Source organism: Bifidobacterium sp. AGR2158 (assembly GCF_000424225.1).
Taxonomy (GTDB): Bacteria; Actinomycetota; Actinomycetes; order Actinomycetales; family Bifidobacteriaceae; genus Bifidobacterium; species Bifidobacterium anseris.
The window spans coordinates 1-26,334 of the sequence record NZ_KE384151.1 but is presented as its reverse complement, the minus strand read 5'-3'; the positions used below and the strand labels follow the sequence as shown (position 1 = coordinate 26,334).

Here is a 26,334-nt window from a genome sequence, read left to right as displayed (position 1 = left end):
GTGCTCCCCGCAAGCGCGGGGATGATCCCCACCCGAGCCAGTTGGCGAGATTGGCGTGCTTGTGCTCCCCGCAAGCGCGGGGATGATCCCGTGGTGGATGCAGGATTCGCACCTGCGCGGCTCAATGGCGGCCGATTTACAGTCGGCTCCGGTCGGCTACTGGGGCAATCCACCGGGTGTTGTATACTCTGAAGTAAAGGGAGTCCCCGTGCTGGCTTGGAATAACAGTTGGAAAGCGCGGGATTGGCTCCCTTCTCTCATTCCAGTGTCATCTCCCACAGTCCTTCGGATGAATCATCCATGATGAAAAGGTGCCGGATTGGCGCTCCCCGCAAGCGCGGGGATGATCCCGGTCGAGATTATGTTTGTATTTTGTCAAATCGGCATCACCTCAAAACCTCAATCCCCAATTGAACACAAACAGTCGTGGCCGCGGCGGTCGGCAATCGCACGTTTGCCCCGCACGCGCGGGGATGATCCGAACAGACGCCGCTTGTTTGAGTTAGCCACGTCGTTTGCCCCCGCAATCGCGGGGGTGATCCCCTGAGCGGGTTCATGAAGGCGTTCACCGATTTGTGCTCCTCGCAAGCGCGTGGACAACCCGGGTGCGGTTGCCGAAACGGCGGAGCGGATGCAGGAGTCGGCTCAAGTCGTCTCTGTCGAAGAGAGGAGCATACCCGTTTCCGATGCATCCGCAAATACGGAAGAGGATGAGGGAAACCATGGTGGGCAGAATCCGACCGTGGTTTCGGCCCCTGCTGTCCAAACCGGGCCCGTTGCCGCCGCGGTCGCGCCGGCCGGACCTTCGACGCCCCCTGCGCAGTCCGCTGTACAGGCTGATGGGAAGGTCGCGTTGACCCGTCTCCTGCAACCTCTTCATGATGAAGGTCTTCTGGACAAATCCATGACCGCGCAGAAGGCCAATCCGATTCTGGCCGCCAAAGGGCTGATCATCCATACGGAGCAGGGCTACTGGATTCCCACTGACTACGGCAGGAAGCTGGGCGTCGAGGTCAGAAGCAATGAACGAGGCGCCACTTGGCCGGTCTACCCACCCGAGCTGGGCATGCTGGTCCTCGGCATGCTGCTATAGGGACCTGTTGTGGATGCCGACGAAGCCGACGGCGGCATCCACGCTTCGTATCGTGAAGTGTATGCGCGACGCTGATTTTGTGCCGTCGGCGTCTTGCATCGCGCGTGCGTACGCTGTGTATGGCAATTTGTGATTGTCGTAATTGTGGATAGCGTCGAAGGAGCGGATGATGACGAAGGAGCAGTACATCGATCCCATACGTGGCACGGCTTATGGTTCGCAGGATGTCGCCGGCGCGCCGCACGTGGCCGCGGGAGAGGGAGAGCCGGTGGGCCGTACCGGGCAAGAGGAGGCTACGTCGCGAGTCGGAACGCAGACGGCGTACATGGCCGGAGGATGCTTCTGGGGGCTTGAGCGCGCCATGCAGAACGTCGATGGGGTCGTCGACACGGCGGTGGGATATGCGCAGTCGCGCACGCCGAACCCCACCTACCGTCAGGTGTGCTCCGGGGCGACCGATGCCGTCGAGACCGTGCGCATCGATTTCGATCCGACCCGGGTGAGCTTGCGGACGCTGACGCTGTTGTTCCTTGACGTCATCGATCCGTTCAGCGTCGACCGTCAGGGCAATGACGTCGGCCGGCAGTACCGTTCCGGCCTGTATCCGTCCGGCGAAGACGCGGACGAACAGCGTGCGGTGTATGAACAGGCGTTGAAGGACCTCGGGCGGCGGGTGGGAGAGACCCCGGCCGTCGAGATCGAGGAACTGCGCGATTTCACACCTGCGGAGCCCGAGCATCAGGACTATCTGCTCGTCAATCCAAATGGATATTGCCATATCCCGATGGATGCGATCAACCATATGCGGGAGCGTCAGCGTTACATCGAGCGCATCTGGGAACTCACGCCGGAGCAATACGCCGTCACGCAGCGCTCCGCCACCGAACCGCCGTTCGCCAACGCATACGACCGCCTGTTCGATCCCGGCATCTATGTGGACCGCGTCAGCGGCGAACCGCTGTTCTTCTCCACCGACAAATTCGATTCCGGATGCGGCTGGCCGTCGTTCAGCGCGCCGATCAGTCAGGATGCGGTGCGCGGCGTCAGGGATGACAGTCTGCCGCTGCATCCACGCGTCGAAGTGCGGGCCGTGCACTCCAACAGCCATTTGGGACATGTGTTCACGGATGGTCCACGTGAGCGCGGCGGCCTGCGGTATTGCATGAATTCTGCGTCGTTGCGGTTCGTGCCGCGCGGGAGGATGGCCGAGGAGGGCTACGGGGATCTCGTGGCGGCGCTCGACGAACGTCTGCGTGACCCCTCGAGCGACTGATGCGCGGTGCGTGAGCGTGCGCAGCGCCCACCTTCCGCATACCGTGCGCCGCATTTGTTCACCGGTGGCTATTTCCGGTTCCCTGACGCCTCCCGTGGCACGAAGATGGTAGTCAGCAAGACGGATTGCGGCGGCGTACGGTCGTCTCGGTCCGTGCCTGAACCACCAATAGGAGGACACCATGGCAGATAAGCCAACCATTGCATTCGTCGAGACTTCGCTCACCGACGGTTCGTTCGAGGCGGACCTCGCCAAGGAGATCATGAGCATCGTCGGCGACCGCGCCGAGACGATCACCCTCGACTACGAGGATCTGCCGCTCGCCGGCGAATCCCCGGAGTACCCGCTGCCGGAGGCCGCGCTCGCCGTGCGTGACAAGCTCGGCAACGCGGATGCCGTCTGGGTCGTCGTCTCCGAGTACAAGAAGACGATCCCGGATTCGCTGCGCAACCTCTTCGACTGGCTGTCGCTGCCGTCCACGAAGGACGAGGAAGGCGAGAACGTGCTCAACCAGAAGCCGGTCGCGATCTCCGGTGTCGGCGGCTTCGAGGAGCTCCACCCGCGTATCATGGTCGGCGACCTGCTTGAGGATGCCGGCATGCGTCTCTTCCCGGTCGAGGTCGGCCTGTCCGTCCCGGCTGAGGCCGTGCAGACCGGCGACTGGGCGATGACCTCCGCCGATCAGGAGGCGCTGCGCACGCAGGCCGAGGACTTCCTGACCTTCATCTCCGAAAACGAAGTGAAGTGAACTTCCTGTCCGCGCATTGTCGCGGATGACTGATTCCGACGCCGACCCGCGCATCTCCCGCCGAGCTGCGCGGGTCGTCCCATATCTTGCGATCCGCACCCGCCTCCGTCTGTGTCCTGTTTTGTCGACGTGATCGACGAACCATCCCGCAAACGACCCCGTCTGCGTCCCGTTTTGCCGACGTCGTCGACGATCTGACCCGCGGACGGTCCTGATTGCGTCCAGGTTCATCGATTCCGCTGATGAAACGGGACACGGGGCGGCCCTATGGGGCGCGTGGTGCACATCCGCACACGCCGCCACCGCGCGTCCCGCCATCCTTACGCCGTCGGCATACAACAATTGCATCTGCAACAGTTGTATGCTGGACGTTCTAGACTGGCCGAGCGACGGATCGATGCACGCGACAATGCGCAGCGACGGTCGGCTGCACCATCGGCAATCGACGCAGGGAAGGAAGCGGATCGTGGTCATCGGGAATGCGGACGGCGGGCACGCGCAGACGTGGCTCAAGCCGAGTCTGGAGATCCGCGCCGTGCATCATCTCATCGCGCGCTACTGGAACGTCGTCACGCCACCGGAGTCCACTGGCTCAGGCACGAACATGCCGATCATCCTGTATCTGCACGACCACCGCAATGAGGACGTGTTCCAATACGACATCGAACGCGCGTTCTCGATTACACGTTCCACGGCGTCGCGTGTGCTCGCGCTGATGGAGAAGAAGGGACTCATCACCCGTACGGGCGTCCAATGGGACGCGCGCGTGCGCAAGATCGAGCTCACACCTGCCGCCGGCGGCATCGTCGAGGAGCTGCAACGCCGTTCGCGGCAGCTCGAACGCACGCTGTTCGAAGGCTTCTCCGATGATGAGCAGCGGCGTTTCCTCACCGACCTCGAACGAATGAAGGCCAACCTTTATGCCACCGGATTGGTCGGCAGGGAGACGTCGGGATGTGCATCCGCGCAGCCGCAGGGCGACTCCAAGGGCCGAGAGGACGGCGATCGCGCACCCACGCACGTGGCGCCCGCCGGTCCGTGTCCGCAACGGCCCTCCGAACCGGATGAAGCGGTTTAGGCATCTCGATCGTCCCGACCACATCAATGCCAATCACCAAAGTCACAGAAATCACCGAAGAAGAAAGGAGTGCAGCAGTGAGCGCAACCGCCACCACGGCCGACGCCGCCACGAAGCGGCCGGCGTCGTCGCAGCAGCCGCAGCGGCCGCCGAGCAAGAAGCATGTGATCCGCACGCTCGGCAAATCGCTGCGGGAATACAAGAAGGCGAGCATCCTCTCGCCGCTGTTCGTCATCGTCGAGGCCATCATCGAGATTCTGATCCCGTCGGTCATCGCCGTGCTCATCGACAAGGGCATCACCGGCAAATCGATGCCCGACATCTGGAAGTACGGCCTGATTCTGATCTGCTGCGCCGCCGTTTCGCTGGGCGCGGGCTTCCTCTCCGGTAGGTACGCGGCGGTCGCGTCCTCCGGTTTCGCGAAGAATCTGCGTCACGATGAGTTCAGGAAGGTGCAGGAGTTCAGTTTCGCGAACATCGACCGTTTCTCGACCGGTTCGATCATCACGCGACTGACGACCGACGTGACAAACGTGCAGAACGCCTATCAGATGATCATCCGCGTCGGTATGCGCGCGCCCGTCATGCTCGTCGTCGCCTGGATCTTCGCGTTCCGTATCAGCCCGCAGATCTCGATGGTGTTCCTCGCGTGCATTCCGGTGCTTGCGGTCGGCCTGTTCGGCCTGATCATCGTCGTCCATCCGATCTTCGAACGCGTCTTCCACACCTATGATGAGCTCAACAACGTCGTCGACGAGAACCTGCAGGGCATCCGCGTCGTCAAATCCTTCAACCGCGAAGACTTCGAGGACAGGAAGTTCGGACGCATCTCTCAGAAAATCTATGACCAGTTCTGCAAGGCCGAGAAACTGCTGTCGATCAATTCGCCGTTGTTCAACGTCTGCATGTACGCGTCGCTGATCACGATCGCGTGGATCGGCGCCCGTCAGATCGTCGCCTCCGGTAACAACGCCGCGTTCGGTCTGACGACCGGCGACCTGACCGCGCTCGTCACCTATGCGATGCAGATCATGATGGCGATGATGATGCTGTCGATGATCTTCGTCATGGTCATCATCTCGCGTGCGTCCGCCGAACGCATCTGCGGCGTGCTGACCGAGGAGAGCACGATCCGCGAGGTCGCCGAACCCGTGACGACCGTCGCCGACGGCTCGATCGACTTCGACCATGTGAGCTTCCGCTACTCCGAACATTCGGAGCGTCCGGTGCTCGACGACATCGACCTGCACATCCGCTCCGGGCAGACGATCGGCATCGTCGGCGGCACCGGCTCGGCGAAGTCGTCGCTTGTGCAGCTCATTGCGCGACTGTACGACGTGACGTCCGGCGCACTCAAGGTCGGCGGCGTTGACGTGCGCGACTACGAACTCGAGGCGTTGCGCGACGAGGTCGCGATGGTGCTGCAGAAGAACGTGCTGTTCGCTGGCACAATCGCCGAGAACCTGCGCTGGGGCAACCCGTACGCGACCGACGAGGAACTGCGCCACGCCTGCGAACTCGCGCAGGCCGACGGCTTCATCCAGGAGTTCCCCGACAAATACAACACGTACATCGAGCAGGGTGGTACGAACGTCTCCGGCGGCCAGCGCCAGCGTCTGTGCATCGCCCGCGCGCTGCTGAAGAAGCCGAAGATCCTGATCCTCGACGATTCGACGTCCGCGGTGGACACGAAGACAGACAAGCTGATTCGCGAAGCGTTCCACCACGAGATCCCGAACACGACGAAGATCATCATCGCGCAGCGTGTGGCGTCCGTCGAGGAGTCGGACAAGATCGTCGTCATGCACGAGGGACGCATCCTCGACCAGGGCACGAACGACGAACTGCTCGCACGCTGCGAGGAATACCGCAGCATCTACGAGTCGCAGACACAGCAGCACACACAGCGCGATCTCGGCAAGGAATCGCAAGACCTGCACGAGGAGGAGGCGGAAGCCAGCGACTACCGCAAGGACTACGACGAGGACACGTCGACCGCGGACATCATCGCGTGGCAACGGGAACGTGAACGGATACGCGAGGAACACATCAAGGACGACATCGCACAGATCAAGGGAGGTGAGGAACGATGAGCGCAGCAGCAGCGACGACGGCGCGCACTGAGGTCACCGACAAGGAGACACTCAACGACGACGCGCGCAAGCCGAACGCGAACGGCATGCAGGGCATGCCGCGTCAGAAGGCGAAGAAGGGCACGCTCAAGCGACTGCTCAAATACGTGTTCGCATACCGGGCGCGCATGGTCTTCATCATCATCGCGATCATCGTGTCCGCGATTTCACAGGCCGGGTCGGCGCTCTTCCTGCAGGCGCTGATCGACCGTTACATCATGCCTCTCGTCGGCGAAAGCAATCCGGCGTGGGCGCCGCTCATCGAGGCGTTGCTGTTCATGGGCGTCCTCTACGCGCTTGGCACCCTCTGCTCGTGGCTGTACTCGTATCTGCTCGTCGGAGTCGAACAGGGCGTCATGAAGCAGATCCGCGACGAGATGTTCGAGCATATGCAGACGCTGCCGATCTCCTATTTCGATACGCATGAGCACGGCGACGTCATGAGCCGTTACACGAATGACACCGACACGCTGCGTCAGGCGATCAGCCAGTCGCTGCCGCAGATGTTCGCCTCGGGCGTCTCCGCGCTCGCCGCACTCATCTCGATGCTGTATCTGTCGATTCCGTATACGGTCTTCGTGCTCGTGTTCACGGCGCTGCTGTTGCTGCTGATCCGCGTGATCGTGAGCCGCTCCGGCCGTTACTTCGTCGTGCAGCAGCAGGAGCTCGGCGACGTGAACGCCTTCGTCGAGGAATCGGTCAACGGACAGAAGGTCATCAAGGTCTTCAACCACGAGGATGCGACGCAGGCGGACTTCGACGAGCGCAACGAACGGCTCTACCAGGCGAGCGCGAGCGCGAACACCTACGGCAACGTGCTGATGCCGGTCGTCGGCAACATGGGCTATCTGCTCTATGTGCTGTCGGCGATCTTCGGTGGTCTCGCGGCGCTCGGCAACTGGGGCAACCTGAGTTTCTCGGGCGCGGCGTTCACGATCGGCACGATCATTTCGCTGCTGACGTTGTCGAGGTCCTTCGTCAACCCGATCGGCCAGGTCTCGCAGCAGATGACGATGGTCATGATGGCGTTGGCGGGCGCGTCGCGCATCTTCGCGCTGATGGACGAGCCGTCCGAGAAGGACAACGGCACGGTGACGCTCGTCAACGTCGAGCTCGCCTCGGATGGTCGTACGATGACGGAGACGTCGAAGAAGACCGGCCATTGGGCGTGGAAGCGCGAGGCTTCGGATGACGGCACGCGTTCGCGCGAGGCCGCGAAGAAGCTCAGCGAGCGCGCCTATGAGGTGTGGCAGAAGGCGCATGAGGAGGCGGTCACGTCGCCGGACGGCAGGCTCACGCTGCTGCGCGGCGATGTGCGCTTCACCGATGTGACCTTCGGCTACGATCCGAGCAAGCCGGTGCTCCATGACATCACATGGTTCGCCAAGCCCGGCCAGAAGATCGCGCTCGTCGGCGCGACGGGCGCCGGCAAGACGACGATCACGAACCTGATCAACCGTTTCTACGATGTGCAGGAGGGCATGATCCTCTATGACGGCATCAACGTCAAGGGCATCAGGAAACCGGATCTGCGTCGTTCGCTCGGCATCGTGCTGCAGGACGTGAATCTGTTCACCGGTACAGTGATGGACAACATCCGCTACGGCAAGCTTGACGCGACTGACGAGGAGTGCATCGCCGCCGCGAAGCTCGTCAACGCCGATTCGTTCATCCGCATGCTGCCCGACGGGTATCAGACGGTGCTGTCGGGCGACGGCTCGGGTCTGTCGCAGGGGCAGCGTCAGCTGATTTCGATCGCGCGCGCCGCCGTGGCCGATCCACCGGCGCTCATCCTCGATGAGGCGACGTCGTCGATCGACACGCGCACCGAGGAGGTCGTGCAGGCCGGCATGGACAACCTGATGAAGGGGCGCACGGTGTTCGTCATCGCGCACCGCCTGTCCACGGTCAGGAACTCGGATGTCATCATGGTGCTCGACCATGGTCGCATCATCGAACGCGGCTCGCATGACGAGCTGATGGCCGAGAAGGGCGAATACTACCAGCTATACACCGGTTCGCTCGAGCTCGAGTGAACCTTGGCGTGCAGCCGTTTCGACGGAGGCGGCCGTGTCCGCGCGACGCGCGGAGACGGCCGCCTCCGTCGACGGGTGCTTCCCTCTCGGCTCAGCGCCGGTGTCGCGCAGGTGCGGTCGCGTAGGATGGTGCGGTATGCATGAGAACGAAGTGCGTATCATCCAGCAGATCAATCACGTCGAATCCGAGAACGAGCGCGACGACGGCGATTGGCGGATCATTTCGAAGCCGCTGGAGCTCGAAGGGGTGAGCAATATTCGCGACATGGGCGGCATCCTGACGCAGGACGGGCGCCGGATCCGTCCCGGCATGCTGTTGCGCTCGGCGAATCTGCACAAGGCGAGCGACGCCGACCTCGCGACGCTCGACCGGCTCGGCGTGCGTAACGTCATCGATCTGCGCACACGTCAGGAACGCCATATGGAGGAGGATCGCCTGCTGCCCGATTGGCGCTACCTGCCGATCCCGGTCTTCGATGAGGGCGCGGAGCTCGGCAAGCAGCTCAGGGGGATCATCACCGATCCGGGCATGTTCATCGAAAGCCTGTACCCGCAGATGGTCGCCTCGCCGATGGCGGTCGACTGCTGGAAGGAGTGCTTTGGTCATCTGCTCGACGAGGACGGTGGTACGCTGTGGCACTGCACGCAGGGCAAGGACCGCACGGGTGCGCTCGCGGCGCTCATCCTCGCCTCGCTCGGCGTCGGTGAGACGCTCATTGTCGACGACTACCTCGAGACGAACCGTTTCATGCCGCATGTCTCGTCGAAGCTCGCGCAGAAGCTCGAAGAGGTCCTCGGCGCGCGTTTCGATGGCGACGTCAACCAGTTCCTGACGGCGGCGCCCGCCTACATTCACGCGTTCATCGGCGCGACGGCGCGCTACGGCGGCCTCGTCGGCTTCCTGCGCGCGAAGGTGGGTCTCTCGGACTCCGACTTCGCACGGTTGCGCGAACGCTACACGTGCGCCGACTGAGCCGTTGATTGTCCGGCGGGACGGCGGACGCCGATTCGCCTAACTGCGCAATTGTGCGGAACAGGCGCCGGACGTGCTGTAATGGAAGACAGCAATATTCAACCGCGCAACGAAGGATGGTTATCATGACCGACATGACCGAGCAGATGAAGAAGAACTTCGAGGAAATCAAGGAGCGCATCGACGAGCACAAGGACGACTTCGAGGGCATCAGGGATTCGGCCACGCAGCTCGCCGACAAGCTCAAGGATGCCAAGGAAGGCTGGGAGTCCGCCCGTGCCGAGAAGGGCGACAAGAACGAGATCGCCAAGGACGAGGAAACCCACCAGACCCACTGACCGTTCCCGAACCGTCGGGCGTATCGCCGACGGGCCTTTGCATGGGGTATGACAGGGCGCGTCGCACAGGACACTGTGCGACGCGCCCTGTTCGTATATCAGCCATATCAGCCGTGGGTTGAAAGCGCGGCAGGGGATGCGTGGGCGCTTGTTAGCGTAACGCATATACGCCCGCATGGCGCATCGGGGAAGCGGTGCACCGGGCGCCGGTCGTCCATATCGCGCACACCATGCCCGCAATGGGAGCCCGCGTCTTAGGGGACGGCGGCGTCTTGCGCGGTGGTGGTGAGAGCACGATGAGAGCATGAAGAGAAGCGAGACGATGATGAGGAAATGGGTATCGGCCGTCATGACGTTGGTGGCATGCGTGGCATTGCTCGCCGGCTGCGGCGTTGCGACGCACACGGAGCCGCAGTCGAGCGGCGAATCGGAGATCACGACGGCACCGAGCGGCAAAGGCGAGACAAGGCAGGCGACACCGGAGACGTCGATGAGCGCTGGCGAACTGGAGACGACGACGGTCTCGCCGCTACACGTCGAAGGCACGAAGCTGCTTGATTCGGCCGGCAAGACGATGCAGCTGCGCGGCGTGTCGACGCATGGCATCGCTTGGTATCCGCAGTACGTGAACGCCGTCTGTTCGAGAATCTCAAACGCGACTGGGGCATCAACGCGGTGCGCATCGCGATGTACTGCGCGGAAAGCGGCGGCTACTGCACCGACGGCAACAAGGAGCAGCTCAAGAAGACGGTGCGCGACGGCATCGACGCGGCCGTCAAGAACGACATGTACGTCATTGTCGACTGGCATACGCTCTCGGACAACGATCCGAACATGCACGTCGACGAGGCGAAGGAGTTCTTCGGTGAGATCGCCAACGAATACGCCGACGTGCCGAACGTGCTCTACGAGATCTGCAACGAGCCCAACGGCGGCACGACGTGGGCGCAGGTCAAACGCTACGCCGAGCAGGTGATCCCGGTCGTGCGCGCGCGGGCGAAGGACGCCGTCGTGCTCGTCGGCACGCCGAACTGGTGCCAGGGCATCGAAGCAGTGACGGCCGATCCGCTCAGCGTGGACAACGTCATGCACACCGTGCATTTCTACGCCGCCGACCACGGCCAGTGGCTGCGCGACAAGGTCGTCGCCGCGATCAAGGCGGGCACGCCGGTGTTCGTCAGCGAATTCGGCGCGACCGCAGCGAGCGGCGACGGCGGCGTGGACGTCAAATCCGCCGACGCATGGCTCGACATGCTCGACAAGTACGACGTCTCGTACATCATCTGGAACATGTCCGACAAGCATGAGGGCAGCGCGCTGTTCGCGACGAACGAGGCGCGCGACCCGATCGAATCCGACCTGTCGGCCGAAGGTCAATGGTACCGGCAGTATCTGCGCGAGCATCGTTAGAGCGTGCATAGGGCGTGACGGCGAGCGCGAAACGGTCGTCCGGGTCCGAAGTTACTGAAGCGCTTATGCTTTTGGAATTATTGGGAAAAGATGCTTTCGCTGCGCGCGTCGGAGACGGAATCCGCCTATGATGGACGGTACCGTCGTCGAAGACGGACCATCGATAGGAAGGAGCCCCATATGGCAGACGAAGAAAAGAAAGAGGGCCTCGAGGCTCTGGACACCGCACAGATCGACGCGCTCAAGGAGATCGTCGACGAGACCGATCATCCGCACACCGACCCGGTGAACGGCAAGTCCGACGGCAACGCCGACGACGGCTTCGACAAGCACGTCGAGGACGACAAGGACGCCAAGGAGCTCAAGGAAGAGAAGACGCGCACCGACGCCAAGGAATCGCTGCTGTTCAACACGGCGAATACGTGGGAGAACATGGAGGAGGTGCCTCGCTGACCTCCCAAACGGTGTGACCACCACGGCCAATCTCGCACAATCGTTGGTATTCCAACCTTTTGTGACCCAAGTGCATAGCAGGTAGGAGACATGCGCCCCTACCTGTTTTCATTACACGTTCATCCAACGTCTTGCGACGGGGCGGGACGCCGAGCAAGTGGGTGCCGGGCGATGAAAAACATGGCATTTCCAATGAAACGAGAATCATTCGCCCGATGGGGGAAAATCGCGGCGCGGCGCGGCGCCGAACGGTTATATTGAGGATAGCGGCTGCGGCGAAGGACGTCGCATGGAAGACCCACGAATGGAGACGACATGGCACAGGACAAGAAGAACGTCGGCGACGATCTGGACGACATGGGCACGACCGAGCTCGACAACCTCGAGAACATCGTGCGCGACACCGACCATCCGTACACCGATCCGGTCACCGGCAAGTCGAACGAGGACGTGCCGCACGAGGATCTGGGCGTCGCGCTCAAGTCCGCCGAGAAGAAGGCCGAAGGCGACGCCAAGACCGAGCGCGCCGCCGAGGTCGCCGAGGAGCCCGAGAACGCGAACGAGTGGGAGGATCCGGAACTCGAGGACCGCGAAGTCACCCGCTGACCGAGACATCGAACCATGAATGACGAAGAGGCCGTGCGTATCCGCGCATGGCCTCTTCGTCTGTATTTCGTCTGTCGTATTTCGTCCGTATCGATCGCTGATTCGTCTGCATCGCTGACGGATTCGGTCTCAAAACGACGCGTGACACGGGCGCGCCGCGGCGAACTGCCGTATATTGGTACGCAATGCGGCCGGTCGGCGGCGTCGATGAGGGCGTCAGGCGAGGCGGCTGAACGAGGATAGGGCAGTCGGAGACGACTCATCCAGAGGCAACCCATGAAGGAGGTGGCCATGCCAAGACCGGGCAGCGGCGACGGTCCAGGACCGTCGGCAAGCAGCCATGACGACGGACTGCGCGCAAGCTCGCACGGCCCACGTGGCACCGGACGACGCCCGGGCATGGACACAGGCGGCGATTTCGGAGGCTTCGGCGGTTTCGGTGGCTTCGGCGGACCTGCGCCGCGTGGACACGGCCATCATCCGCCGCATCGTTCGGGCATTGATCTGGGGGATCTGATCAACTTCGGCATCGGCGTCGCCTATGGCAGGAGTCAGGAGCGCCGTGCGCGCGAACGCTCGCGCGTCGAAGTGCCGCATATGAGCGAGGACAGCATGCGCATGCCGCAGCAGCCGGTCGGCGCCGGCTACGGCGGGGATGCCTACAACGGTGGCGCATACAACGGTGGCGCCCCATATGGGGGCACCCCGTACGGCTCAGGCGGCTCGTACGGCTCAGGCTCCGGACCGTTCCCCGGCTCCGGCGGCGCGGGCAACCCGAAATCGGGACCAAGCTGGCTGACGGCGGTCGCCGTCGTCATCGCAATCGTCTGCGTCGTGCTGCTCGGCTTCCTCGGATGCTCGGGCGGCTCGAACGACTCCGACGGTGCGATTCCGACGAGCACCTACAACCGCGAGAAGATCAAGTCGGGCATCGCCTACGACGCCGACGACGTCGACGACGAGCTCGGATGGGTCGAGGACGTACGCGCGACCGGACGCGGCCTCAAGTCGTTCTACGACAAGACCGGCATCCAGCCTTACGTGCTGCTCGCGAAATACAACGCGGACCTCACGAACGACGAACAGCGCGAGAACTGGGCGCGCGACTGGTACAAGCAGCACATCGACAACCAGGACACGCTGCTGCTCGTCTACTTCGCCGACAAGGACTCCGAGAACGTGATGGGCCACAGCGTGCTCATCAACGGACGCGACATCTCGACGGTGATGGACGCGCAGGCGATCGACATCTTCTGGGCGTACTTCGACCAGTACTGGTACTCCAAACTGAGCACCGACGACGCGATCGTCAAGACCTTCGACTCGACGGCCGACCGCATCATGACGAAGACGACGACGACCAACGACGTGCTCAGATGGGTCATCATCGCCGTCATCATCATCGGTGTGCTCGTCATCGCCGGCATCATCGTATGGATAGTGCTCAAACGCCGGCGCGAACACGAACAGTACGTGGAACGCATGGTCAACACCCCGCTTGAGGAGGCGGAGGACCCGATTTTGAAAAAATATAGTCAGGACGACCAGAAAGGACAACAATAATGGCTATCCTGAAACGATTCGGCGACATCATGCGCGCCAACATCAACGCTTTGCTCGACAAGGCGGAGGATCCGGCGAAGATGGTGGATCAGATGCTGCTCGACCTCAACGAGGACCTCGCTGCCGTCAAGAAGGAGACCGCCGGCGTCATGGCCGCGGCCACGAGCGCGCGTCAGCAGGTCAACGAATGCAAGGCCGACATCGCGAAGTACGAGGCGGCGGCGAAGGCGGCCGTCAAGGCCGGCGCCGACGACGACGCCCGCCAGCTGCTCACGCGCAAGCAGCAGTACGAGAGCACGCTGCCGTCGCTCGAGCAGGCCGCGCAGGTCGCTGAGGACAACGCCGTGAAGATGCGTCAGATGCACGACAAGCTCGTCAACGACATCAACGGGCTGCAGGCGCGCCGCGCCGCCGTGCACGCGAAGGTCGCCGTCGCGAAGGCGCAGAACACCGTCAACAAGGCCACTGAGTCCACGGCGAAGAGCTCGCGCAGCCAGGCCGCCTTCGACCGCATGGAGGCGAAGGCCGACCAGATGCTCAACGAGGCGAACGCGACAGCCGAACTCAATACGCAGGCGAGCGAGGAGGAACTCGCGAACAAGTATCTCGCCGGCGGCAGCGCGTCGGTCGACGACGAACTCGCCCGCCTCAAGGCCGAGCTCAACGGCGACGACGCCCAGCAGTGACATGCGTGCCGTCGGGCAGCCCCGGCGGCACAGTCATGATGACACGGTCATGATGACACAGTCACGATGACACTGACAGAATGACAGACGACACCGGCGCGCAATGAAATCTCATAAGGGAATCTCACAATGGAATCTCGCAAGGGAATACGGCATTGCGCGCCGGTGTTGTACGTCGGTGTTATAGTGACACACGACAGGCGACGATCCGTCATCAGCGGGGAGCCTTCGGAAGAACGGTCCGGCGCGTGCGCAGGACTCAGTAGAACCGACGGGATCGGCCCGACATAGCCGAATCAAGCGGTCGCAGGCACGTCGCGGAACGCGTCGCGCATGCGGCAAGCGAGGTGGTACCGCGGTGGCGACCCCACGGACGTGCGCGCGACGCGCATGGCCGCGCAGGCGTCCATCGTCCTCGCAGGCAACTGAAGTCTGCAAGAACGAGGAGCAACGGTGAGCGAAACACCCAAGCACGTGTACCCCAAGGCAGCAGCCGGCGAACAGAGCGCCAATGTAGCGCCAAACCCGGATTTTCCCCAGCTCGAAGAGGACGTGCTGCAGTACTGGGACACGAACGACACCTTCCAGAAATCCATCGATGAGAATCCCTCCGGTGAGAACAGCGACAACGAGTTCGTGTTCTTCGACGGCCCGCCCTTCGCGAACGGCCTGCCGCACTACGGCCATCTGCTGACCGGCTATGCGAAGGACGTCGTGCCGCGCTACGAGACGATGAGGGGACGCCGCGTCAACCGTGTCTTCGGATGGGACACGCACGGCCTGCCCGCCGAACTAGAGGCGCAGAAGGAGCTCGGCATCGACTCGGTCGACCAGATCGAGAAGATGGGCATCGACAAGTTCAACGACGCCTGCCGCGCCTCCGTGCTCAAATACGTGAACGAATGGCGTGACTACGTGCACCGTCAGGCGCGCTGGGTCGACTTCGAGCACGGCTACAAGACGCTCGACATCCCGTACATGGAGTCGGTGATGTGGGCGTTCAAGACGCTGTACGACAAGGGACTGGCATACAAGGGCTACCGCGTGCTGCCGTACTGCCCGAAGGATCAGACGCCGCTTTCGGCACATGAGCTGCGCATGGACGCCGACGTCTACCAGGACCGTCAGGACACGACCGTCTCGGTCGCGCTCAAGCTGCGCGACGAGGACGACGCCTACGCCGTCATCTGGACGACGACGCCGTGGACGCTGCCGACCAATTTCGCCGTCGTTGTCGGCGACGACATCGACTACGTCGAGGTCGCTCCGAAGGAAGGCGAGTTCGCCGGCAAGAAGTTCTACTTCGCGAAGGCGCTGCTCGGTTCCTACAACAAGGAGCTCGGCGAGGACTACGAGGTCGTGCGCGAGCTCAAGGGCCGCGACATGGTCGGCTGGCGTTACTATCCGATCTTCCCGTACTTCGCCGACGCGGCCGCGACCGGCGAGGGTGGCACGCCGGGACCGAACGCGTACCAGATCCTCACCGCCGATTACGTCGACACGACCGAAGGCACCGGCCTCGTGCATCAGGCGCCCTACGGCGAGGACGATATGAACACGCTCAACGCGCACGACATCAAGAGTGTCGACGTGCTCGACGCCGCATGCCGCTTCACGTCGCTGTGCCCGGACTACGAAGGGCTCTTCGTCTTCGACGCGAACCTGCCGATCCTGCGCAACCTGCGCGCCGGCGACGGACCGCTCGCCGAGCGCCCGGAGAACGAGCGCGCGCTGCTGTTCCAGGAGAAGAGCTACGTGCATTCGTACCCGCACTGCTGGCGTTGCGGCACGCCGCTGATCTACAAGCCGGTCTCGAGCTGGTTCGTGAGCGTGACGAAGATCAAGCCGCGCCTGCTCGAACTCAACCAGCAGATCAACTGGATCCCGGAGAACGTCAAGGACGGCCAGTTCGGCAAGTGGCTGTCGAATGCCCGCGACTGGTCGATCTCGCGCAACCGCTTCTGGGGTTCGCCGATCCCGGTGTGGGTGAGCGACGACCCGAAGTACCCGCGTGTCGACGTCTACGGCTCGCTCGACGAGCTCAAGCGCGACTTCGGCGACTATCCGCGCGACAACGACGGCAACATCAACATGCACCGCCCGTGGATCGACAACCTGACGCGTCCGAATCCGGACGACCCGACCGGCAAGTCGACGATGCACCGCATCACCGACGTGCTCGACTGCTGGTTCGAATCCGGTTCGATGCCCTTCGCGCAGTTCCATTACCCCTTCGAGAACAAGGAGTACTTCGAGCACCACTTCCCGTCCGACTTCATCGTCGAGTACATCGGTCAGACGCGCGGCTGGTTCTACCTGCTGCACGTCATGGCGACGGCGCTGTTCGACAAGCCTGCGTTCAAGAACGTCATCTGCCATGGCATCGTGCTCGGCGACGACGGCCAGAAGATGAGCAAGCACCTGCGCAACTACCCGGACGTCAACGGCGTGTTCAACAAGTACGGATCCGATGCGATGCGCTGGTTCCTGATGAGCTCGCCGATCCTGCGCGGCGGCAACCTCATCGTCACCTCCGAAGGCATCCGAGACACGGTCCGCCAGATCATGCTGCCGGTGTGGAGCTCGTACTACTTCTTCACGCTGTATGCGAACGCCGCGAACGACGGCAACGGCTACGACGCGCGCCGCGTGCGCGCCGACGAGGTCGAAGGACTTGAGCAGATGGACCGCTACCTGCTCGCCCGCACGCGCCAGCTCATCGCCGACGTGACCCGCGACATGGACGCCTTCGCGATCTCCGACGCCTGCGATGCGGTCGCCGACTACATCGACATGCTGACGAACTGGTACATCCGCAATTCGCGCGACCGGTTCTGGAACGAGGACGAGAACGCGTTCAACACGCTGTATACGGCCCTTGAGGCGTTCATGCGTGTGCTCGCGCCGCTCGCGCCGATGGAGGCCGAAGCCGTGTGGCGCGGCCTGACCGGCGGTGAATCGGTGCATCTGGGCGACTGGCCGTACCTGACCAACCCGGATACCGGCGCCGACACCGAGCTCGGCCGCGTGCTGCAGGAGAACGGCCCGCTCGTCGCCGCGATGGACAAGGTGCGCGAGATCGTCTCGTCGACGCTGTCGCTGCGCAAGGCCAACAAGATGCGCGTGCGCCAGCCGCTCGCGAAACTGACCGTCGTCGTCGATGAACCGTCGCAGGTCGACGTCTACGACGCGCTGCTCAAGAGCGAGCTCAACATCAAGGCGATCGACTACCTGATGCTCGACGAGGCGGCCGAACACGGCCTCAAGATCGTCGAGGAGCTCAAAGTCAACGCGCGCGCCGCTGGCCCGCGTCTAGGCAAGCAGGTGCAGTTCGCAATCAAGGCGTCGAAGAGCGGCGCATGGCATGCCGATCCGAAGACCGGCGACCCGGTCATCGAGACGCCGGACGGTGAGATCACGCTGCAGGGCGACGAATACGACATCACGCGCCGCGTCGAGGAGGCGGACGCGTCCGAACGCGCCAACTCGGCGTCGTCGATCCTGCCGTCGGGCGGATTCGTCATCCTCGACCTCACGCTCGACGACGCGCTCATCGCTGAAGGCTACGCGCGCGACGTCATCCGCGCCGTGCAGGACGCGCGCAAGGCCGCCGGACTCGACGTGACCGACCGCATCGACCTGACGCTGAGCGTGCCGAAGGACGATGTCGCGAAGGTCGAGACGTTCAAGGACCTCATCACGTCCGAGACGCTCGCCACATCGATGAAGCTCGAGGAAGGCGACGTCCTCAAGGCCGAGGTGAGCAAGGCCTGAGCCCTGATCTCCAACACAAGACGGCGGTCCGCGCGCATGCCCGATGGGGGCGTGCATGCGGGCCGCCGTCCGCATAGCCCGCATATCCGGGCCGTGCGCGCGTGGCCGCAGGAGCAGAAAATCAGCGCACGTGTGCCGTGATTCGCCGTTTGCGTACTCGTGCTCTGGCGCGCGCGAGGACACGCTTCAGCGTTATCAGATACCGGACGACGAAATGTCCGGACAGTGCCCGCAGATTCCACCCACAGGTGAGAAAACGGCGAAATCGTGCCGTTTTTTCGGCGGAATAGGTGAGTTTGTTCTCCCGCCGCAAGTTTCCCAAACCGACGCAAACCTCCCTACGATTGGAATCAACGATGGAACTCCATCGGAGACACCATGGGAATCACCGGAAGGTGTGCGTTGCGAGGCCGCGGGGGATGACGAGAAATCCGCACGGCCGAGTGGCCATCATTTGCCGAGGAAACCCTGTAGTGATAACGGGAAGAAAGTCGGTGCATGATGAACACTCATTCAATGGCAAAGTCGGCCGCCGCAATCGTCGCGGCCGCCGCGATGCTCGCGGTCGGAGCCGTGACGGCTTCGAGCGCCTATGCCGCCGAGGACGGGGCGGCTCAGATCACGATCAATTCGCCTACGGCCGTCAACGGCAACAACATGATCGCCCCATCGGTCAACGGACGCACATTCAACGCCTACGAACTCGGCTCCTACGAAGACGTGACGCTCAACGCCGCGAAGACAGCGATCAGCGGCTACAGCCTCAAAAACGCCAACGGCGTGAGCGACAGCGACGTCATGGGATGGATCAACCAGTCCGTGGCCGGCATCAATCTGGACTCGACGCTCAAGGACGTCATGAGCTGCACCGGCAGCGGGAGCGCCACCTCCTGCACGTTCAAGGGGAACGCGGCCAACCTCACGCCGCTGCAGTTCGTCTCGCGCTACTTCTACGGCAGCGGCACCGATGCGTACGGCAACACGCACGCCAACCAGTCGCTCATGCGCCGCTTCGCGCAGGCCGCAGCCGGCAAGCTCACGACCCCCAGCGCAACGGTGACAGGCACCTCCGACGACAAGGTCGTCTTCACGAACCTCCCGGCCGAAGGCCTCTATCTGATCACCGAAGCCTCCACGACGGCGCAGTCCCAATCGACCATCGCGCGCGCGATGGTCACCGGCACGGCATACAGCGCCGACGGTACGGTGATCAATCAGGTCGAGGACACGTCCACGACGCCGGCGACGACCTACGACCTCGGTGAGCTCTACCTCAAGGCCGAAAAGGTCGTGGTCGGCAAGGACGTCACCGACGCCGACGGCAAGGCCATCAAGGACGAGCTCGCCCGCGCCAAGTCGGAACGCACGTTCACGATCACGACGAACGTGCCGAACTACAACGAATACACGAACTGGACGAACCCGAAGTTCTCGATCACCGATGCGCCGACGAACCTGACGCTCGCGATTGATTCGATCAAGGTGACGGCAACGAAGACCGACGGCTCGACTCCGGAGACCACGACGCTCACGAAGGACACCGACTATACGGTCACGCCGACCGACGGCGGTGGGTTCACCGTCACGTTGACCAAGCCGGTTGATCTGAGCGGCGACTCGATCAAGGTCACCTACACCGGCGTCGTCACCGACGTGACGGTCGACACGACGACGAACAAGGCGAGCGTCAACTTCTCGAACAGCCCCTCCGACAGCTCGCGGCACGGCAACGGCAGCGCCGACGACACGAAGAACATCTACGTTGCCGCCCTGCCGCTGCAGAAGATCAAGTACGCCACGCCGGCGACAGTGCTCTCCGGCGCCGTGTTCGCCGTGACCGACACGAACGGCAACCCTGTGAACTTCGACGTGAACGCCGACGGCTCCGTCTACAGCGTCGACCCGACGTCAACGCGCGCGAACGCGAACCAGATCACGTCGAACACGTCATCGGTCGAACTCGTCGGCCTCGGCGGCGATTCGACCGACCCGACGACCTACACCTTCACCGAGCAGAAGGCGCCTACCGGCTACATCCTCGGCAAGACGCCGGTCACGTTCACGCTCACCGTCACGCCGCAGTACACGGAGAACACGATGACAGGCGTCGCCTACAAGATCAATGGCAATGCGACAAGCGGCGCCGACTTCACGAACTTCGTTGACTCCTCCGACTCCGGCGTGCTCAACGGCACTGTCGTGACCGGCACAACGATGAAGACTGCCGCCGACGGCACGACGACGCAGGTCACGACGACCCGCTTCGAAGGTTCGACGATCCGCGTCGAGAACACGACGAACGCCTCCGACTTCGCGAAGACCGGCGGTGAGATCACGATCGTGCTCGCCGTCGTCGTCGCGCTCGCGCTCATCGGCGCCGTCTGCCTCATCGTGGCACGCATGCGCCGCAACAGGGCGTGAGCCGAGCGGCGTCGGAGAGCTGACCGGCATGCGTGAGCACGCATGAGTCAGCCGATTACCAGAAACGCCGGGGACGGCCCCTCGTGCACGACCTCTCTTTCGAGGGTCGCTGCGAGGGGCCGTTTCCCTTGCATTGGCTGCATAGGTCGTCTGTGCAGGTCAGCTGCACAGACGGCTGCGTGAAGCTTACAGTGGCCGCGGCAGCTACAGTGGGGAGCACGGCGGCAACATATGACGACCGGACGGGAGCAGATGATGGGACGACGGGAACGGCACTGTAGCGCGCGGCACGGCGCTCCCTTCGCGCCGCGTATCCGGCGTGACCTCGACAGACGCGACCCGGTCACGGCAGCCTTCGCGATCGCCGGATGGGTGTGCTACATCATCGCCGCGCTCTTGCTCGCCTGGGTCGTCGGCGCGCTCGTGCACAACGACATGCTCGCGCGCGAGGCGGCCGCCAACATCGCATCCGCTCCGGCGACATGGCCCGACGAAAGCCGCCAAGGTGCCTACAAGCGCGCGCAACGCTACAACGCCGTGCTCGGAACGCGATTCAACGGCCGCATCCCGGCGGACGCCGAAAACGAGGAAGGCGTGGCCGTCGAAACGCTCGACATGGACTACCGGCACACGCTCAACGTGGACGGACGCGGCGGCATGGCGCGCCTGCTCATCCCGAAGATCTCGGTGGACATCCCCGTCTACCACACGACGCTTGACGATGTGCTCGACGAAGGCGCCGGGCACATCTACGGCACGGCAATGCCGATCGGCGACGACCACACCTACTCAGTGCTCGCCGCGCATTCGGGAGGCGTGCAGGGCATGCTGTTCACGCGGCTCGGCGAACTGCGCAAGGGCGGCGTCTTCTACATGGACGTGCTCGGCGGCGAACAAGGCTACCGCGTCAGCGACATCCGCACGATCCGCCCCGAGCAGATGGAATCGACGTTGCGCGAACTGCGCTCGCGATACCGTGACGGTCCGGCGACGATCACGCTCGTCACCTGCACGCCGCTCGGCGTCAACTCGCACAGGCTGCTCGTGACGGGCGTGCGCGAGCCGATCCCGGCGAAGATCGCGCCGGCGTCGACGCAGAAGGACGGACGGCTCATCGCCGCGGCCGTCGCCGTCGTCGTCTTCCTCGTGCTGCTCGTCGCCGCGATTGTCTTCAGTCGGCTCCGCGCGAAGCGTCGGAAGATGACGGCGCAGAAGTCGGCGACGTCGTCGACATAGGTGACACGACGGGCGAAGGTGTCCGCGATGAGGACGGGCGGTGCCCACGCGATGGAATCGTGGCGGCGCAAGGCGCGCGCCGTGCCGTAGGGTGGCACGGTGGCCTCCCGCGACGCCGGAATGCGCGGACGTGAGCGGCCGCACGTCCATGACGTCAAGGAAAGGAAGACAGAGGGATGCGTATCACAGGCGGAACGATCGCGGAGAGGATCGCGGCGATGTGCGCGGCAGCGGCGGTCGTCGTCACGATGGGGGCGTGCGGCGTCAAGGCGCACGCGGACAAGTCATACACCTTCAACGTCGACACCGGCGACGCGATCAAGGTCACGCTCGATGTCACCGACGGCTACGACATCACCGGCAAGGTGCCCTTCGAGGTCACGAAGGACGGCGAGGAGATCTTCGAGGGCTCGTTCCTGCATGAGGAGGGCTACGAACTCTACCGTGAGCAGATCGACGGCGACGACACCGCCGAGATCCTCAACGAAGGCGAACGCAACGGCAACGACTTCATCTTCTGGCAGGAAGCCGTCGACGACGCGACCGAACACAACTACGTCGTCAAGGTCAAGGACAGCGCGACCGTCGTCCTCCTGGAAGGCAACGCCTCCGAGGATGCGGCGAAGGCCGCCTTCGACCGCATGAAGATCGTCGTCGACGACTGACGGCGCGCGCCGGCGGCGATTGCGCGCCCGCCGTCGGCATAACGTCCCGCGATGCACTACGATGGCGGCGTAACAACGGTCGTCGAAGGAAACGCGGGGCGCGGAACATGCACCGGGACATGCACAAGGACACCGAACACGCGAGCGGATCGGCGGGATCGGTCGGATTCCTCGGACTGTTCGCGCTCGTCATCTCCGCGATGGTCGGCGGCGGCGTCTTCAGCCTCCCGCAGAACATGGCCGCGCGCGCCGGGGCTGGCGGCCAGCTGCTCGCATGGGCCGTCACCGGCGTCGGCATGTGGTTCATCGTCGACACCTTCCGCACGCTCACCGAAATCAAACCCGAACTCAAGGATGGCCTGTACACCTACGCGCGTCAGGGATTCGGCAGATTCATCGGATTCCTCGTCGGCTACGGGTACTGGCTGTGCAACTGCTTCTCGATCGTCGCGTACGGCGTACTCATCATGTCGACGCTCGACGTCTTCATGCCCGGCGTCTTCACCGATGGCAACAACACGGCCTCGATCATCGGCGCGTCGGCGATCCTGTGGATCATGACGGCCGTTGCGATGCTCGGCACACGCACTGGCACCGCCATCAACGTCGTCGGCACGATATGCAAGATCGTGCCGGTCGTCGTCTTCATCGTCGCGCTGTGCGCCGTGTTCAACCCCGCGATAATGCGCGCCGACTTCTGGGGGCAGGCGCCCGACGGCACGGCGCTCGCGTTCCACGCCTCCGACCTGTTCGCGCAGATGCGTGATTCGATGCTCGTGACGCTGTGGCTGTTCATAGGCATGGAGGGCGCCGTCGTCGTCTCCGGCAGCGCGCGATCGCCGAAGGCCGTGTCACGCGCGACTGTCGCCGGCTACCTCGCCGTGCTCGTCCTGTATTTCCTCGTGTCGATGCTGCCGCTCGGCGTCTACGGGCAGCAGTGCATCGCCGGCATGGCGAATCCGTCGATGTCGATGATCATGGAACAGCGTTTCGGCATGTGGGGTGCCGTCATGGTCAACGTCGGCGTCATCGTCAGCGTCCTGTTCGCATGGCTCGTGTGGATGCTGATGATCAGCCAGATGCCGCTGTTCGGCGCGCGCGACGGCATCTGGCCGCGCGCGTTCCTGACGACGAACCAGCACGGCGCGCCGAAGGGCGGCATCCTGCTGACGGCCTGCACATGCCAGCTGCTGTTCATCCTGTGCCGTTTCGTACGCGGCGACGCATGGAACGTGATGATCTCAATCACGTCGGTCATGTCGATGCCGTGCTATCTGCTGTGCTGCCTGTATCTGTGGAAGGTTGCCGTGCGCGAGCGCGCGTTGTTCGACGCGCACGCCGACGTCACTCGTCGGCGCGCCCTGACGACCGGCGTACTCGGCTCGCTGTTCTCGCTGTTCCTCGTCTACGCGGCCGGTCTCGAATATCTGATGGTCGCCTGCGCGTTGTTCGCCGCTGGATTGCCAATCTTCACGCTCGCGCGTCGCCAGCATGCTCCGGATGTCGGATTGCGCGCGCTGTTCAGCGTGAAGGAGCGCGCGCTGTTCGCCGTCATCGTTGTGGGCGGCATGTGCGGGCTGCTGTACACGCTGCACGTCGGCCTGTTCACAGGTGCGTGATGACGCCGGCGGCGTGCCGTCGTCATACAATCGACTGTTGATTTGCGCAATCGACTATGCAGATACGATCGGCGAATCATGTGGCGGGCGCGCGGAATGCGGCATGAATGGAAGGAACGCGGATGAAACGAATCGTGGCGGGCGTCGTCGCCCATGTGGACGCGGGCAAGACGACGCTGTCCGAGGCGCTGCTGTACGCGTCCGGTGTGACGCGCAGGCTCGGCCGTGTCGACCACGGCGACGCGTTCCTCGATACGAACGCGATCGAACGCGCCCGCGGCATCACGATCTACACGGAGCCGGCGATCATCACGGACGGCGACCTCGAACTCACATTGCTCGACACGCCCGGGCACGTCGATTTCTCCGCCGAGACCGAACGCACATTGCAGGTGCTCGACTATGCGATCCTCGTCGTTTCCGCCGTCGACGGCATCCAGGGGCACACACAGACGTTGTTCCGCCTGCTCGGACAGTACGAGGTGCCGACCTTCGTCTTCATCAACAAAAGCGATGCGACCGGCGCCGATGTGGAGCGCACGCTCGCGCAGCTGCGCAGTCGCTTCGGTGACGGCTGCATCGACTTCACGCCCGCAGATGCCGAGGATGTCGGCGCATTGGCTGCGCAGAGCTTCGAGGACATCGCGATGCAGAGCGAACGCGCGATGGACGCATATCTCGAAACCGGCGTCGTCGATGTCGAACTCATCCGCGAGCTCATCGCCGCGCGTCGCGTGTTCCCCGTCTACCAAGGCGCCGCGCTGCACATGGACGGCGTCGACGCATTGCTCGGCGGCTTCGCGCACTACGCGCGCCAGCCGCGGTATCCGCAGCGCTTCGGCGCGCGCGTGTTCAAGATCTCCCACGACGCGCAGGGTCGACGACTGAGCTGGATGAAGGTGACCGGCGGCGAATTGAAGGCGAAGATGGTGCTGCCGGCGAAGGACGGCGACGCGGACGGCGAGAAGGTCGACGAGGTGCGCAGCGTGTCCGGCGCGAAAAGCACGACGACGGACACGGCGCCCGCAGGCACCGTGTGCGCGGTGAGCGGACCCGAACGCACGTTCCCGGGGGAGGGATTCGGCATCGAAGAGGACGCGGGCGACCCGACGCTGCAGCCCGTGCTCACGTACACGCTGCTGCCCGGTGACAACGATGTGCACCGATGCCTGCTCGCGCTGCGCGAACTCGAGGACGAGGAGCCGCTGCTGCACGTCGTCTGGCAGGAACGGCTGCAGGAGGCGCACGTGCAGCTCATGGGCGCCGTGCAGCTCGAAGTCATCGAACAGCTCATGCACGACCGTTTCGGACTCGACGTCGGATTCGGCGAAGGGTCAATCCTGTACAAGGAGACGATCGGCGCGCCGGTCGAAGGCGTCGGGCATTTCGAACCGCTGCGCCACTACGCTGAAGTGCATCTGCTGCTCGAACCGCTCGAAGCGGGCGCGGGACTGCAGTTCGCCAGCGACGTGAGCGAAAACGAACTCGACCGCAACTGGCAGCGGCTCATCCTCCAGCATCTGCGCGAACGTGAACATCTCGGCGTGCTCGTCGGCGCGCCGATCACTGACATGCGCATCACGATCATCGGCGGACGCGGCCATCTCAAGCACACTGAAGGCGGTGATTTCAGGCAGGCGACGTACCGCGCGCTGCGCATGGGACTGATGGAATCGCGCGCCGGCGTGCCGACCGATTGTACCGAACTCGATGTGGCGCGCCGCTTCGGCGGCGACGTGCGCGAGGATGAGGGAGATGGCGATGGTGTTGGTACGGACGGTGCGGAGGGTGTTAGTCGTCGCGGCGCTCGCATCAGGGGAGTCGGCAACTGCAGGCTACTCGAACCGTGGTATCGGTTCCGTCTTGAGCTGCCGCAGGAATCGATCGGTCGCGCGATGAGCGACGTGCAGCGGATGAGCGGCGAAAGCGAGGCGCCGCGGACCGACGGCGACTACGCGATCTTGGAAGGCGTGGCACCGGTCAGCGCGATGCGCGACTATGCGATGGACGTGCATGCCTACTCGCACGGACGCGGACGGCTGGCACTGACCTTCGCCGGGTACCGCGCATGCCACAACGAAGCCGAAGTGGTGGAGGAGAGCGGCTACGATCCGGAAGCCGACCTGGAGCATACGCCCGATTCGGTGTTCTGCGTGCACGGCGCCGGCTACCCGGTCAAGTGGTACAAGGTTCCGCAGTTCTGCCATGTGGCGATGCGGGAAGAATGAGG

19 protein-coding genes and 1 tRNA gene are annotated in these 26,334 nt (G+C 63.6%); 19 read left to right on the top strand and 1 reads right to left on the bottom strand.

Annotation, left to right across the window (positions count from 1 at the left end):
* Nucleotides 1–91 precede the first annotated feature (91 nt).
* Nucleotides 92–174, bottom strand: a tRNA-Tyr gene (locus tag G606_RS0108540).
* Between the two features lie 418 nt (nt 175–592).
* On the opposite strand from G606_RS0108540, the gene G606_RS0108535 reads away from it, so the two are divergent.
* From G606_RS0108535 to G606_RS0108440, 19 genes are all read left to right on the top strand, one after another.
* Complete coding sequence (locus G606_RS0108535; protein WP_026645594.1) at nt 593–1,093, top strand: hypothetical protein; 501 nt, start codon at nt 593–595, stop codon at nt 1,091–1,093.
* A 325-nt stretch (nt 1,094–1,418) separates the two neighbouring features.
* A complete protein-coding gene (msrB, locus tag G606_RS10435) occupies nt 1,419–2,366 on the top strand; it encodes a peptide-methionine (R)-S-oxide reductase MsrB (protein WP_051198769.1) in 948 nt (315 codons plus the stop codon).
* Nucleotides 2,367–2,547: 181 nt separating this feature from the next.
* Nucleotides 2,548–3,114 carry an NADPH-dependent FMN reductase gene (locus G606_RS0108525; protein ID WP_026645593.1) on the top strand — a complete coding sequence of 189 codons (567 nt, stop codon included), beginning with the start codon at nt 2,548–2,550 and terminating at the stop codon, nt 3,112–3,114.
* 466 nt (nt 3,115–3,580) lie between these two features.
* Nucleotides 3,581–4,192: a MarR family winged helix-turn-helix transcriptional regulator gene (locus G606_RS10430; protein ID WP_231371473.1), complete on the top strand. Its 612-nt coding sequence runs from the start codon at nt 3,581–3,583 to the stop codon at nt 4,190–4,192.
* A gap of 77 nt (nt 4,193–4,269) precedes the next feature.
* The gene (locus G606_RS10425) at nt 4,270–6,285 is read left to right on the top strand and encodes an ABC transporter ATP-binding protein (RefSeq protein WP_442852249.1); all 2,016 of its coding nucleotides are present in this window, start codon (nt 4,270–4,272) and stop codon (nt 6,283–6,285) included.
* Between the two features lie 86 nt (nt 6,286–6,371).
* On the top strand, nt 6,372–8,360 hold the full coding sequence (locus G606_RS0108510; RefSeq protein WP_196800025.1) for an ABC transporter ATP-binding protein: 1,989 nt from the start codon (nt 6,372–6,374) through the stop codon (nt 8,358–8,360).
* A 136-nt stretch (nt 8,361–8,496) separates the two neighbouring features.
* A complete protein-coding gene (locus G606_RS0108505; protein WP_081664143.1) occupies nt 8,497–9,333 on the top strand; it encodes a tyrosine-protein phosphatase in 837 nt (278 codons plus the stop codon).
* Between the two features lie 125 nt (nt 9,334–9,458).
* A complete protein-coding gene (locus tag G606_RS0108500; RefSeq protein WP_026645590.1) occupies nt 9,459–9,671 on the top strand; it encodes a hypothetical protein in 213 nt (70 codons plus the stop codon).
* Between the two features lie 609 nt (nt 9,672–10,280).
* A complete protein-coding gene (locus G606_RS10420) occupies nt 10,281–11,081 on the top strand; it encodes a glycoside hydrolase family 5 protein (protein WP_051198767.1) in 801 nt (266 codons plus the stop codon).
* A 180-nt stretch (nt 11,082–11,261) separates the two neighbouring features.
* Complete coding sequence (locus tag G606_RS0108490) at nt 11,262–11,534, top strand: hypothetical protein (RefSeq protein WP_026645589.1); 273 nt, start codon at nt 11,262–11,264, stop codon at nt 11,532–11,534.
* A 315-nt stretch (nt 11,535–11,849) separates the two neighbouring features.
* A complete protein-coding gene (locus G606_RS0108485; protein ID WP_026645588.1) occupies nt 11,850–12,140 on the top strand; it encodes a hypothetical protein in 291 nt (96 codons plus the stop codon).
* Between the two features lie 291 nt (nt 12,141–12,431).
* Nucleotides 12,432–13,703, top strand: a complete 1,272-nt coding sequence (locus tag G606_RS0108480; protein WP_026645587.1) for a hypothetical protein — start codon at nt 12,432–12,434, stop codon at nt 13,701–13,703.
* A complete protein-coding gene (locus tag G606_RS0108475; protein WP_026645586.1) occupies nt 13,703–14,389 on the top strand; it encodes a PspA/IM30 family protein in 687 nt (228 codons plus the stop codon). The genes G606_RS0108480 and G606_RS0108475 overlap by 1 nt, the downstream gene beginning before the upstream one ends.
* A 453-nt stretch (nt 14,390–14,842) precedes the next feature.
* Complete coding sequence (gene ileS, locus G606_RS0108465) at nt 14,843–18,163, top strand: mupirocin-resistant isoleucine--tRNA ligase (RefSeq protein ID WP_026645585.1); 3,321 nt, start codon at nt 14,843–14,845, stop codon at nt 18,161–18,163.
* Between the two features lie 516 nt (nt 18,164–18,679).
* Entirely contained in the window at nt 18,680–20,584 is a 1,905-nt protein-coding gene (locus G606_RS0108460; RefSeq protein WP_026645584.1) for a SpaA isopeptide-forming pilin-related protein, read from the top strand.
* Nucleotides 20,585–20,815: 231 nt separating this feature from the next.
* Nucleotides 20,816–21,820: a class C sortase gene (locus G606_RS10795; RefSeq protein ID WP_051198764.1), complete on the top strand. Its 1,005-nt coding sequence runs from the start codon at nt 20,816–20,818 to the stop codon at nt 21,818–21,820.
* A gap of 176 nt (nt 21,821–21,996) precedes the next feature.
* Nucleotides 21,997–22,485, top strand: coding sequence for a hypothetical protein (locus tag G606_RS0108450; RefSeq protein ID WP_051198762.1), 489 nt, complete (start codon nt 21,997–21,999; stop codon nt 22,483–22,485).
* Between the two features lie 119 nt (nt 22,486–22,604).
* Nucleotides 22,605–24,104 (top strand): basic amino acid/polyamine antiporter, encoded by a 1,500-nt coding sequence (locus G606_RS0108445; protein ID WP_231371472.1) that lies wholly within the window; start codon nt 22,605–22,607, stop codon nt 24,102–24,104.
* A gap of 122 nt (nt 24,105–24,226) precedes the next feature.
* Entirely contained in the window at nt 24,227–26,332 is a 2,106-nt protein-coding gene (locus G606_RS0108440) for an elongation factor G (protein WP_026645581.1), read from the top strand.
* The last annotated feature ends 2 nt before the right edge of the window (nt 26,333–26,334 follow it).